Source organism: Actinotalea sp. (assembly GCF_041597215.1).
Classification (GTDB): Bacteria; Actinomycetota; Actinomycetes; order Actinomycetales; family Cellulomonadaceae; genus Actinotalea.
Genome location: NZ_JBFHHB010000086.1, coordinates 1 through 12,229 on the forward strand (window position 1 = coordinate 1; position 12,229 = coordinate 12,229).

Here is a 12,229-nt window from a genome sequence, read left to right on the forward strand (position 1 = left end):
CCGCGAGCAGTACGCCACCCTCACCCGCCGTGATCGCCTCCTCGACGTCCTCGCGGGCCTGCGGGCGGCCCGGGTGGCAGGCTTGCACCCGATCAAGATCAACGCTGTGCTGCTGCGCGGGGTCAACGAGGACCAGGCCGTGCCCCTGCTCAGGTGGTCCCTGCGCAACGGGTACCAGCTGCGCTTCATCGAGCAGATGCCGCTGGGGCCGCTCCATGCATGGGACAGGTCTGCGATGGTGACCGCTGCCGAGATCCTCGGGCTGCTGAGTGCCGAGTTCGACCTGCGGCCGGTGCCGACGCCTCGAGGAGGCGCACCGGCCGAGCTGTGGACGGTTGCCGGGCCCGGAGCGGCGACCGGTGAGGTGGGGGTGATCGGTGCCGTGTCCCGGCCCTTCTGCCGAGCGTGCGACAGGACCCGGCTCACTGCCGACGGCCAGCTCCGCACGTGCCTGTTCGCTGCGAGGGAGACCGATCTGCGCGCGGCACTACGAGGGGGGAGCGACGACGCGGAGGTGGCCGAGATCTGGCGGGACGCGACGCTCTCCAAGCCGGCCGGTCACGGCATCGGTCAGCGCGGGTTCCGGCAACCGCACCGGCTGATGAGCGCGATCGGTGGCTGAGGGCCGGCTGCGCAGCTCACCCCCACGTGACGTTCGCCGAGCGAGTGCCACCTGTGAGTATGCCGTTAATCGATTATCTGAAAGAGGCGCTCCCTCCGCGATCTGCAGCTCCGCCAGCCGTCTCTCGGCCGCAGGTGTGTGCCAGGGCTCCGCAGCAGGCGATCTGCAGCGCGCAAGAGACCCCCTGGTCAGAGGCTGTTTCTCGATGGGTAGCGTCGTCCGGGCTCTTCGCGATGGCGGCACTGTCCGGGCAGAGGGACGCTGCGGGTTGCGACCTCTCAGTGCGAGATGGCCGCCTGCGAGGGCACTTGACAGCGCCTCGGCAACATGGTTCCTTAGGATTATCGATGATCGGCGAGAACGTCAGAAGTGGTGATCGCTCCGGTCGGCCGGTGCACGAGCGGTGTGGCGACGCCTCGTTCGACATCCGGCCGCAGCCGGCCGCTCACCCCTCGCGACCGGACGGCAACACAGAGGTTGCGCCCGCCAGAAGAGCGAAGGGAAGTCGAATGGCCAGCAAGCTGCAGTTGAGGGAGCAGTTCTCGGCGTGTGGCGTTCCGCTGCGCGTCGACGTGTACGGGAGCGAAGCGCGAGAGCACGTCCTGGACGATCTGACGTTCCTCAACTACCGGCTCGCCGATGTCGTCATCTCGCCCGACGTGACCGTCGACCGCCCGGACATCGTCTGGGAGATGGAGGGCCCCAAGGGCGTGCGGTACGACGGGTCCACGCTGACCTTCACCGGTGACTGGCCGGCTGGGCCGCTGCAGAAGGCGATCGTGACGATGCTCACGCTCCGTCTGGAGAGCGCCGGCCTGCACCCGTTCCACTCGGCGGCCGTCAACTACCGCGGCAAGACGATCCTGATCCTCGGCGGGGAGTCCAACCACGGCAAGAGCATGGGCCTCATCGAGGTCGGGGTCCGTGGCGGCGTCCAGGTCGCCTCGGAGACCTCGGTGATCGACGAGTCCGGCGTCGTCGTCAAGGGCTCGGTCGAGCCGTTCCTCATGAAGCGGACGGTGGGAACCGAGCGCGCCGACAAGGCCGCGCCGAACAAGGGCGTCGAGAAGTTCTGGGGCTCGATGCCCACGTGGAAGATCACCGACGAGCCCCACGAGATCGACCTCGTCCTGGTGCCTGCGATCGACGGCAACTTCGACCCGAGCACGACGGAGCTCGGCCCGTTCGAGCGCCAGTTCCAGGCGCTGCACTCCTTGCAGAACTACCTGCTCACCAACGAGCTCCTCGCACCCGGGCACGCGATGCCCGTCGTGGACACCGACGAGCGCAGGCAGCGTCGCGCGGACTTCCTCCAGGACTTCTGCAAGCGGCCCTTCTTCTTCGTCCGTGCCGCGACCCCCCAGGTCCTCATCGACGAGCTCGAGAAGGTGCTCGACGCGTAGTCCCGCGTGAGTCGCGCCGCGACTGACGATCACGTACGAGGAAGGTCTGAGAGGAACAGTCGCATGAGCACCTACGACGAACTCGGTCGGATGGCGGGGTTCCCTGCCGAGCAGGTCGTGCAAGCGGCGTCGATGATCCGCACCGGGACCATGGTGTCGCTCGCCGGGGCCCGGTTCCCCGGGATGCCGCTCTTCCCGGGGCACCCGCCGTTCCAGGTGCTCAACTACCGCACGCCTCGGGGGATCCGGTCGACCGGTGCCAAGCCATGGGGCGAGGTCAACGACGTCGGCCTCGGCTACATGGCGGAGTACATCATGGCGACCTCGCACTCCGGGGCCCACGTCGATGCGCTCGCGCACATGACGATCGGCGAGGACATGCACTGGTTCGGCGGAGCCACCCCGGACGAGTGCCTCGGGGACTTCGGGCCCTTCGTGGGTGATGCGTCGAAGATGCCGTCCTTCTTCACGCGCGGCGTGCTCGTCGACGTCGCCGGTCATCGGGGCGTCCCGTGCCTCGATGCCGGCGAACCGGTCTCGGCCGACGAGGTGGAGCAGATCCTCTCCGACCAGGGAGTCGAGGTGCGGCCGTGGGACGTCGTCCTGTTCCGGACCGGCTACCTGAGCCTGTGGCCCGATGCCGAAGCTCTTGCGGCGCACCGGACTCCCGGGCCGGACGTGTCGGTGGCGCGCTGGCTCCTCGAGCGAGGCGTCGTCGCGGCGGGCTCGGACACCGAGACCTTCGAGGTGCAGCCTGCACCCGACCGCGGTCCTGAAGGCAATCCTCAACCCGTTCACACCGCACTTCTCATCGAGAACGGCGTCTACATCATGGAAAGTGTCGACCTCGAGGAGATCGCGCGCCGAAAGGTGTACGAGTTCTGCTTCGTCGCGCTTCCGCTGAAGATTCGTGGAGCGACCGGCTCGATGGTCGATCCCGTCGCTATCTACTGATATTCGAGAGGAATACAGACGTGACAGACACGATGGAGGCCCTGGTCGTCCTCGAGCCGAGCGTGCTCGAGATCCACCAGGTCCCGATTCCCGTGCCCGGGCCGAACGAGGTGCTCGCGAGGGTTCGCTCGGTGTCGATCTGCGGCACCGACGCGCACCTGATCCACGGCGACTACCCGGGCTTCTGGCCGCCGGCGTTCCCGTTCACGCCGGGCCACGAGTGGGCGGGCGAGATCGTCGCGCTCGGCGAGGGTGCCGAGAAGTACGGCTGGAACGTCGGGGACCGCGTCGCCGGCACCAGTCACAACGCCTGCGGCGCCTGCCAGAAGTGCGTCGAGGGCCGGTACAACCTCTGCGAGAACTACGGCAAGGACGGGCTGCACAAGCAGTACGGCCACAGCTACCAGGGCGTGGACGCCACCTACGCGGTCCACAACGTCAAGTGCATCTTCCGGCTGCCGGACTCGGTCTCGTTCGACGAGGGTGCCGTGGTCGACCCCGCCAGCATCGCGCTGCACGTGGCGCGCCGCGGGAACATCCAGCCGGGTGACACCGTCGTGGTCACCGGTGCCGGCGCGGTGGGACTCCTCGCGGGTGACAGCGCGCTGGTCTGCGGGGCGGCGAGGGTGATCGTCGCCGGCCGCGGCTACCGGCTGGACAAGGCCGCGCAGATGGGCTTCGAGACCGTCGACACCACTGCCGGCGACCCCGTCGCAGCGGTGCGGGCGATGACCGGCGGACTCGGGGCCGACGTGGTGCTGGAGTGCGCCGGCGTGCCGGAGACCCTGCAGTGGGCGATGGCCATGCTTCGCAGGGGCGGCCGCTGCGCGATGGTCGGGATCCCGACTGCCGCGGTCCCGCTGACCATCCAGCCCTTGGTCCTCGACGAGCTCGAGCTCGTGGGCTCGCGGGCCTCGGCCGGCGAGATGAGGAGGGTGATGCCCTTCGTCGCCAACCACAAGGTTCGCGTCGGGGAGCTCATCACGCACCACTTCGCACTGTCCGACTACCAGGCAGCGCTCGACACGTTCAACGACCGCGCGAGCGGGGCAATCAAGATCATCGTGCATCCGTGAGTCCCGCCGGTCCCCGCCTCGCGCTCGCGGGGTGGGGCCCGGCCCGGCTCGTCGCTTGAGGAAGGTTCGACGTCAATGGTGACGTACTACAAGGCTCAGACCTTGGCCGACGCGCTCGAGATGCTGGGACGCGCTGATGTGCAGGGGAGCGCCCTGAGCGGGGGGACCGACCTCCTGGTCGCGCTCTCCCGGCAGCACGACGAGACACCTCGACTGGTGGTGGACCTGAAGGGGATCAAGGACCCGCGAGGGCCGATGGTCGTGAGCGATGACGGCCTGCACCTCGGGTTCGAGCTGACCATGGCGCAGCTCGCCGACGACCCGACGGCCCGGTCGTGGTTCCCGGCCCTGACCCAGGCGGCCGGAGAGGTCGGCTCCGTCGCGATCCGGAACCGCGCGACCGTCGTCGGAAACATCTGCAACGCCTCCCCGGCGAGCGACACCGCGCCACCCCTCCTCGTCCACGGGGCAACGGTGACGATCGCCTCGATGGGTGGCGAGCGGACTGTCCCGATCTCCTCCTTCTTCCGCTCTCCGCGGGTCACGGCCTGCGCTCGCGGCGAGATCGTCACCGGGATCGACATCCCGCGCCCGATTCCGGGCACCGGCAGCGCCTACCGGCGCCTGACCCGGCGCTGGGGCGTCGACCTCATCACCGTCAGCGTCGCGGCCGCCGTGCACGGCGACGGGCGCGTCCTCCTCGGGCTCGGAGCGGTCGCGCCCACCCCGCTGCTCGTCGAGCTCCCGGCAGGCCTCGACCTCACGGACAGGGCGGGCCTGACCACTGCTCTCGACGAGGCGCTCGCGGTGGCCACCCCGATCACCGACATCCGCGGCGGTGCGGACTACCGCTCGGCCATGCTCCGCGAGCTCGCCGAGCGCGCCATCCAGGAAGTACTCGAGTCGACGAGGAGGTCGAGCGATGGACGCTCGGTTCGCAGCTGAGTCACAGGTGACGGTCACCACGACCGTCAACGGGGAGCTCAGGACGTTCACCGCACCGGCGCATCGGACCCTTCTCGATGCGCTGCGCAACGAGCTGGGCCTCACCGGGACCAAGAGCAGCTGCACCGAGGGGGAGTGCGGCGCGTGCACCGTGCTCCTCGACGGCAAGGCCGTGAACTCGTGCCTGGTGCTGGCCGCGGAGATGGACGGACATGAGGTCGTCACGATCGAGTCCGTCTCGCGCGACGGGGTCACCGACCTGCAGGAGGCGCTGCTGAAGGAGGGCGCGGTCCAGTGCGGGTTCTGCATTCCCGGTCAGGTCATGTCGGCCGAGTACCTGCTGTCGCACACTCCCGAACCCACGGTCGAGGAGATCCGGTCAGCGATGTCCGGGAACCTGTGCCGTTGTGCGAGCTACAACCGCATTGTCAACGCAATTCTCGCGACCTCAAAGAAGAGGGTGAGCACCGGTGAGTGACGCATTGCGGTCCCAGAACAACGGCATCTCCTTGGAGAACGGCGTCATCGGGACCAGGACCCAGCGGTACGGCGGGATCGAGCGGGTGACGGGCGCCCAGAAGTACGTCGCCGACCTGGACTTCCCGGATGCGCTCCAGGTCGCCGTCGTCACCATCCCGGTGGGCTGCGCCGACATCCTTGCGGTCGACACCTCTGCCGCGCAGGCCATGCCCGGCGTCGTCGCGGTGCTCACCGCCGCCGACCTGCCGAGCCCGATGCCGCGATTCGGCGTCTCGCACAAGGACCGACCCGTGATGGCCGACGGCCGGGTGAACTTCTACGGGGAGCCCGTTGCTGCGGTCGCCGCGCAGACCAAGGAACAGGCCGAGGCTGCGGCTCGGGCAGTGCTCGTGGAGTACCGGGAGCTTCCGGGGGTCTACACCCTCGACGCAGCACTCGCGCCGGACGCGCACCTGGTCCAGGACCCGAGCGACCCGACGGTCCGGCCCAAGGACGCGCTGCGCGAGTCGAACGTCCTGGAGGGCCAGACGATCGCCTGGGGCGACGTCGCCGAGCAGGAGGCGCGCGCCGCACTGATCGTCGAGGACAGCTACACCTACCCGATGATGACCCAGTTCCCGATCGAGCCGCTCGGGTTCGTCGTCGAGCCCACCGACACCGGCGGTCTCGACATCTACTGCCCGGTGCAGCACCCCTTCCTGCTCCAGCGCATCGTCGCGGACCTGGTGGGACTCCCGTTGACCCGGGTGCGGGTCGTGGCACCGGACCCCGGCGGCGGCTTCGGGGGGAAGCAGATCCCGAAGCTCGAGCCGCTCGTGGCGTTCCTCGCGCTGAAGACCGGCCGGACCTGCCGCATGATGCTGAACCTCGCCGAGACGACGGAGTCGATCCGGCGGGCCGGCAGCCAGGTGCACGCGCGCACGGGCTTCAGCGCCGAGGGCGACATCCTCTTCCACCAGGTGGAGATCGACTACCAGCTCGGTGCGTACGCGGACGTCGCACCCCGCGTGATGACCAAGGGAAGCTACGTCGGCGCCGGGCCGTACCGGATCCCCGCCGTGCTGATCGAGGCGCGGGCCGTCCTGACCAACACGACGGTGAGCACGGCGATGCGCGGGTACGGCTGTCCGCAGATCAGCTGGGCGACCGAGTCGCAGATCACCGACGGTGCCCGCCGGCTGGGGCTCGACCCCGCACGGGTGCGCCTGCGCAACCTCGTCGAGAAGGGGGAGGACTTCGTCCAGGGGGAGTACCCGGCCCAGGCCGACGGCGAGTGGAAGGAAGTGGTCGAGAAGGCGATGCAGCTCGCCCACTGGGACGAGCCCCTTCCCGAGCGCCACGGTCGCGGGATCGCGATGGCGATCAAGTCGAGCGCGACCTCCGGCCTCTCCCAGAGCCTTGTCCGGCTGCTCTTCGACGGAGGCGCCCTCGTGTACGCGGGGACCTCGGACATGGGTCAGGGCGCCCGCACGATCTGGGCCCAGACCGTGTCCGACGAGCTGGGGGTTCCGCTGGACCAGGTCGTCGTCGTCAGCGGAGACACCGACATCGTGCCGTTCGACCTGCAGACCTCTGCCAGCCGCTCGACGGTCTTCATGGGCACGGCGGTCCTGCGTGCCTGCCGCGACGTCCGGCGTCAGGTCCGCGAGATGTACGCGGAGCGCATCGGCGTCCAGCCCGAGGAGGTTCGCGACGAACCGGGACTCCTCGTCACGCCGGACGGACCGGTCCCGCTCACCGCGGCAGCGCGCACCGCCCTCGGCCCGTTGCGGGGAGAGTTCCTCGGGCAGGGCACCTGTCGGCTCGAGGGTCGCAAGGGCCATCCCCTCGGCGGGGACGCCTCCTTCTACGAGTTCAACTGCTCCATCACCGAGGTCGAGGTCGACCCCGGTACCGGTCAGTTCGTGCTCGTGCGCCATGTGACCGTGTGCGATGTCGGCACCGAGCTCAACCCGATCCAGGTCACGGCCCAGGACGAGGGTGGGGCGATCATGGGCATCGGCCAGGCGATCATGGAACAGCTCGTCTACGACGACCACGGTCGGCTCCTCAACGCCGGCGCCGTCGACTACCGCGTGCCCACCTACCGGGACGTGCCGCTCGATCTCTGCACGGGTTCCATCGAGAACCACGACGGACCTGGCCCCTACGGGTCCAAGGGCATGAGCGAGGGCCCCCTCCTGTGCACCGGCGCCGCGGTCGGCACGGCCATCGCCGAGGCGACGGGGGCCAAGATCACCGACCTTCCCCTCACCCCCGAACGTGTCTGGAAGGAGACCCGCTCCGCGGCACAAGCCATGACCCGCTGAGCCGTACGCAGAACGCCCGGTGTCAGGAGGCGGTTCCACGCCGTCCCTGTCACCGCGGAGATACCCACAACGACGTGGAGCACGGTGCTGCGGCACCGAGGATCAAAGGAGAAGCGCGTGAGCAGGAAGCCAGTTGTCTGCCTTGCCGGGACGCTCGACACCAAGGGCGTCGAGTACGCGTACGTCAAGGAGTGCATCGAGCGTCAGGGCGTCGACGTCCTCACCGTGGACTGCGGTGTCATGGGTGAGCCCTCCTTCACCCCCGACGTCCCGAGCAGCGTCGTCGCGGCCAGGGCAGGCGTCGAGCTCGCCGAGTTCGCCGAGCGCAAGGAGGGCGCCGACGGGCGGACCCGTGCGGTGCTCAAGATGGGAGCCGGCCTCGGCGTCGTGCTCCAGGAGCTCCTGGCCGAGGGTCGGATCGACGCCGTGCTCGGCATGGGAGGGACCGGGGGAACCGACCTGCTCAGCCCTGCGTTCCGCGGGCTGCCGATCGGCTTCCCCAAGCTGATCGTCTCCACGGTGGGCTCCGGCAACACCAAGCCCTACGTCGGAAGCACCGACCTGACGCTCATGAACGCCGTGACCGACATCGCCGGGCTCAACAGGATCTCCCTCCTGGTGCTGGCGAACGCGGCCCACGCGGCAGCCGGGATGGCCAAGGGCCACGAGTTCGCCCAGAGCCAGGCCGGGGCGAGCAAGCCGCTCATCGCGATCACGATGTGGGGCGTGACCACCCCGGGCGTCATGCGCATGCGTGAGCACCTGGAGCGGGACGGTTTCGAGGTCATCATCTTCCACGCGGTCGGCGAGGGTGCCGGCATGGAGGCCCTGATCGACGGCGGCGTGATCGACGGCCTGATCGACTTCTCGCTCCCGGAGATCCTCAACCACTGGAACAAGGGGATCTTCGACCCCGAGATCGACCGCATGGAGGCGGCCATCCGGACGGGCATCCCGCTCGTGGTCGTCCCGGGCGCCCTGGAGGCCTTCAACTTCGGTGCGATCGCGTCGATCCCCGTCGAGTACGCCACCCCCGAGCGCTACGTCATCGAGCACAACCCGAACATCTCCTCGCTCCGCGCGAACAAGGACGAGATGCACCGGCTGGGCGAGTACGTCGCGGATCACGTGAACCGGGCCCCCGGCCCCAAGGCCGTCGCCATCCCCTGGAAGGCGACCTCCAACTACGGCGGCGCCGGCAGCCAGTGGGAAGGCCTCGACCTGCACCCGATGCTCGACCCGCTGGTCGGCGGGCTCGACAAGGACATCGAGGTCCTCCAGATGGACGCCAACATCAACGACCCGGCCTTCGCCGATGCCGTGTACGGCCTGTTCAAGGCCCGCTGGGAGCAGAGCCTGGCCGCCAAGGAGTAGGCCCGAGGCCGGCTTCCCGGGGTCCGTCCCGGCTCCGCTCGCGCGGGGCTCGGGACGAACCCCGGGTGCTGGTCCTGCACCCTGGCGCACGAGGTGCGCCAGGGTGGCCCGGGCAGCAGCACCGCCCCACCGACGAGAGAGAGGAACGCACGTGCACGAGATCCTGGCTGCGCTCACGACGAGCGGGCCGCACGCTCTGGTGACGGTGACGCGCACGATGCGCTCGTCCCCGCTGCCGGTCGGCACCTCGATGGTCGTGGGAGCCGACGGATCGGTCGTGGGCAACGTCTCCGCAGGGTGCGTCGACGGAGACGCGGTGCTCAGGGCCGAGGAAGTGCTCAGGACCGGTCTCGCCGAGACCGCCCACTACGGGGTCACGAACGAGACGGCGATGGGTGTCGGCCTCGCGTGCGGTGGTGAGCTGGACCTCGTGATCTCGGTGGGGCCGTCGAGCGAGCTGGTCCGCTTCGTCCTCGGCCACGCCGAGAGCTCTCCCGGTGCGGCACTGGTCACCGTCGTGGAACCCGAGGTCCTGCGCGGGCGGCACCTCGCAGTCGGCCCTGACCAGGTCAGGGGCACGACCGGCATCCCCGAGCTCGACGCAGAGCTCGGGACCCGGGCAAGGGAGCTGACGGCCGACGGTCGGTCAGGGGTCGTCGTGATCGAGCCGCGAGGGGGTGTTCCGACCGTGAGCGCTGTCGTCCGGGTCGCCGTGCCCGCACCGCGGATGCTCGTGTTCGGCGCCGGAGCCAATACGGCGCCGCTCACCCAGGTGGGCAAGATCCTCGGCTACCACGTCACCGTCTGCGACGCGCGTGGGACCTTCGCCACCGCGGAGCGGAACCCCGAGGCCGATGAGCTCGTCGTCGCGTGGCCGCACCGCTATCTCGCAGGGACGACCATCGACTCACGCACCGTGATCTGCTCGCTCAGCCACGACCCGAAGTTCGAGATCCCCCTGCTCGTCGAGGCGCTCCGCGGTCCCGCTGCCTACGTCGGCGCTCTCGGGTCGCGACGGACCACACGGGCACGGGTGGAGCGCTTGCTCGAGGAGGGACTCACCCAGGAGGAGATCGCCCGCCTGCACGCGCCCATCGGCCTCGACCTCGGCGGTGCGACACCCCAGGAGACCGCGATCTCCATCGCCGCCGAGATCGTCGCCTCACGTTCGGGTCGCTCGGGGCTCTCGGGCGGCAGCGCCCCGGAGCTCCGATCCTCGGTGGGCAGCATCCACGGGTGGGCGGACAGCTGATGGGCGGCCGGCTCGGCGTGGTGCTCGCAGCGGGGGCCGGCTCCCGGATGGGCACACCCAAGGCGCTGCTGCGCACCCGGGACGGCGAGGGCTGGGCAGCGCTCGCCGCTCGGAGGCTCGCCGAGGGCGGGTGCTCCGACGTGGTCGTGGTCCTCGGTGCGTCCGCAGGGGATGCGGCGACCCACCTGCCGCCCGAGGTGGGAACAGTGGTCGCCGAGCGGTGGCACGAGGGGCTCGGAGCCTCTCTCGCAGCAGGGGTCCGGGCGGCACAGGACCACCCCCGCCGCCCGGAGCTCCTGGTGATCCACCTCGTCGATGCGCCGGGTGTCACGGCGAAGGCCGTCCGGCGCACCCTCGAGCTCGCGGGCGACGATCTCGCCACGCTCGCTCGAGCCACGTACGCGGGCCTCCCCGGACACCCTGTCGTCATCGGCAGGGCCCACTGGGAAGGAGTACTTGCCGCCACCAGCGGCGACAGGGGTGCAGCGGAGTACCTCGCACGGCACGGTTGCAGGACGGTCGAGTGCGGCGACGTGGCCGACGGCCGAGATGTCGACACACCCGAAGATCTGTACTCCCGAGCTCAGCGCTGAGTCGGGATGCGGCTGTCCGCGACAGCCGGGTACGTGACAGGACGATGGCCGCGGGGGATCTCCGCGCCAGTAATCATCGATGATCTCGATCGCCTTCAGGCCCGACCTGTCGTCAGTTTGTCCACCAGCAAGTCAATCCGGGGGCGCCACCCGTGCGTCCCGGTCGAACAGAGGAGATTCGGTTCAGATGGACAACAAGGTACGCATGCCGATGTGGCTGGCCGTGGCGATCACCGTGGTGCTGATCCTCCCCGCCGGTCTGTGGATGAATGAGTTCAGCTTGCCCCTGTGGATCGTGTTCTGCGTCTGGGCCGAGTACTTCGCCTTCGGCGGAACGCTCAAGGGGGCGCGGGCACTGGTCCCGGCGTTCCTGTCGGGCGCCGCCGTCGCAGTGGCCGTGCACTCCTTCGCCGTCTTCCTCATGGGCGTCTTCGGCGACGTGCAGCTCGTGGTCCCCGGCGACGTCGCCATCCTCGTGGCCTACTTCATCGGCTTCTGCGTGTTCGTCTGGATGATGGACTTCGTGCCGGCGCTGCAGGGGGCGAACTCGCTCGCCTACTTCCAGGGCATCGCGCTGACGCTCGGAGCCATCTTCACGGGGCAGGGGGCGGCCTGGGTCGCCCACTCGAGCAACTCCTACGCGCTCGTCCTCGGTGCGGCGATCGTGGCCGTCGTCTCGTGCTTCGCCGGTGTGCTCATCGGCTGGATCAACCTCGCGCTCCTCGGTGCGAAGGAGGAGGCAGAGGTCGAGGCGGCCCCGGTCGCGTAGCGCGACCAGGCCGGAGCTCCGCGATCCCCGACGCGGACGACACGGTGGGCCGGCAGGGCACACGCCTTGCCGGCCCATCGCTGTCCGCCCCGACGGGCCGCGGATGGCGGCGACCTCGCTCGCGCGGACGGGCGCTCATCATCGATCACATCAAGATCACGAGCGAGCCGCTGGTGTAAAGTCCGGCTCTGGAGTCATGCGCCTCTCACGGCGGCGAATCGAAGGACGGTGCGGCATCGACGAGACGGCCGAGCCCGCTGTGGTCCTTGACCGTTCGGCGGGCCCGCTCTGGGAACAGGTGCGATCGCTGCTGCTGACCCGGATCATCTCGGGGGCGATCGCGCCGGACGAGCGGATCGTCGAGCTGCAGGTGGCGCGGGAGTTCGGCGTCAGCCAGGCGCCGGTCCGTGAGGCCCTGAAGTCGCTCGAGGCCCTCGGTCTCGTCGACATCC

12 protein-coding genes are annotated in these 12,229 nt (G+C 69.6%); all 12 read left to right on the forward strand.

The window, feature by feature from the left end:
• On the forward strand, nt 1–622 hold a 622-nt coding region (locus tag ABWK99_RS07965), incomplete at its 5' end, for a GTP 3',8-cyclase MoaA (protein ID WP_372594167.1).
• A 509-nt stretch (nt 623–1,131) separates the two neighbouring features.
• Nucleotides 1,132–2,025 (forward strand): hypothetical protein, encoded by an 894-nt coding sequence (locus ABWK99_RS07970; RefSeq protein WP_372594168.1) that lies wholly within the window; start codon nt 1,132–1,134, stop codon nt 2,023–2,025.
• Between the two features lie 63 nt (nt 2,026–2,088).
• Complete coding sequence (locus ABWK99_RS07975) at nt 2,089–2,979, forward strand: cyclase family protein (protein ID WP_372594169.1); 891 nt, start codon at nt 2,089–2,091, stop codon at nt 2,977–2,979.
• A gap of 20 nt (nt 2,980–2,999) precedes the next feature.
• Nucleotides 3,000–4,055: a zinc-binding dehydrogenase gene (locus tag ABWK99_RS07980; RefSeq protein ID WP_372594170.1), complete on the forward strand. Its 1,056-nt coding sequence runs from the start codon at nt 3,000–3,002 to the stop codon at nt 4,053–4,055.
• A gap of 75 nt (nt 4,056–4,130) precedes the next feature.
• On the forward strand, nt 4,131–5,000 hold the full coding sequence (locus ABWK99_RS07985) for a xanthine dehydrogenase family protein subunit M (protein ID WP_372594171.1): 870 nt from the start codon (nt 4,131–4,133) through the stop codon (nt 4,998–5,000).
• A complete protein-coding gene (locus ABWK99_RS07990) occupies nt 4,978–5,478 on the forward strand; it encodes a (2Fe-2S)-binding protein (RefSeq protein WP_372594172.1) in 501 nt (166 codons plus the stop codon). Before ABWK99_RS07985 ends, ABWK99_RS07990 begins: the two co-directional genes overlap by 23 nt.
• A complete protein-coding gene (locus ABWK99_RS07995; protein WP_372594173.1) occupies nt 5,471–7,789 on the forward strand; it encodes a xanthine dehydrogenase family protein molybdopterin-binding subunit in 2,319 nt (772 codons plus the stop codon). Before ABWK99_RS07990 ends, ABWK99_RS07995 begins: the two co-directional genes overlap by 8 nt.
• Nucleotides 7,790–7,906: 117 nt before the next feature.
• Nucleotides 7,907–9,163: a Tm-1-like ATP-binding domain-containing protein gene (locus ABWK99_RS08000; protein ID WP_372594174.1), complete on the forward strand. Its 1,257-nt coding sequence runs from the start codon at nt 7,907–7,909 to the stop codon at nt 9,161–9,163.
• A gap of 151 nt (nt 9,164–9,314) precedes the next feature.
• Nucleotides 9,315–10,415: an XdhC family protein gene (locus tag ABWK99_RS08005; RefSeq protein WP_372594175.1), complete on the forward strand. Its 1,101-nt coding sequence runs from the start codon at nt 9,315–9,317 to the stop codon at nt 10,413–10,415.
• Nucleotides 10,400–11,008, forward strand: coding sequence for an NTP transferase domain-containing protein (locus ABWK99_RS08010; protein WP_372594176.1), 609 nt, complete (start codon nt 10,400–10,402; stop codon nt 11,006–11,008). Before ABWK99_RS08005 ends, ABWK99_RS08010 begins: the two co-directional genes overlap by 16 nt.
• Nucleotides 11,009–11,195: 187 nt before the next feature.
• Nucleotides 11,196–11,777 carry a DUF1097 family protein gene (locus ABWK99_RS08015; protein ID WP_372594177.1) on the forward strand — a complete coding sequence of 194 codons (582 nt, stop codon included), beginning with the start codon at nt 11,196–11,198 and terminating at the stop codon, nt 11,775–11,777.
• A 259-nt stretch (nt 11,778–12,036) separates the two neighbouring features.
• The coding region (locus tag ABWK99_RS08020) for a GntR family transcriptional regulator (RefSeq protein WP_372594178.1) at nt 12,037–12,229 on the forward strand (193 nt) is incomplete at its 3' end.

Bases quoted from the DNA above. Each gene is read 5' to 3' on its own strand.
- ABWK99_RS08015 (WP_372594177.1), top strand. From the start codon at position 11,196: ATGGACAACAAGGTACGCATGCCGATGTGGCTGGCCGTGGCGATCACC.
- ABWK99_RS07975 (WP_372594169.1), top strand. From the start codon at position 2,089: ATGAGCACCTACGACGAACTCGGTCGGATGGCGGGGTTCCCTGCCGAG.
- ABWK99_RS07990 (WP_372594172.1), top strand. From the start codon at position 4,978: ATGGACGCTCGGTTCGCAGCTGAGTCACAGGTGACGGTCACCACGACC.
- ABWK99_RS07985 (WP_372594171.1), top strand. From the start codon at position 4,131: ATGGTGACGTACTACAAGGCTCAGACCTTGGCCGACGCGCTCGAGATG.
- ABWK99_RS07970 (WP_372594168.1), top strand. From the start codon at position 1,132: ATGGCCAGCAAGCTGCAGTTGAGGGAGCAGTTCTCGGCGTGTGGCGTT.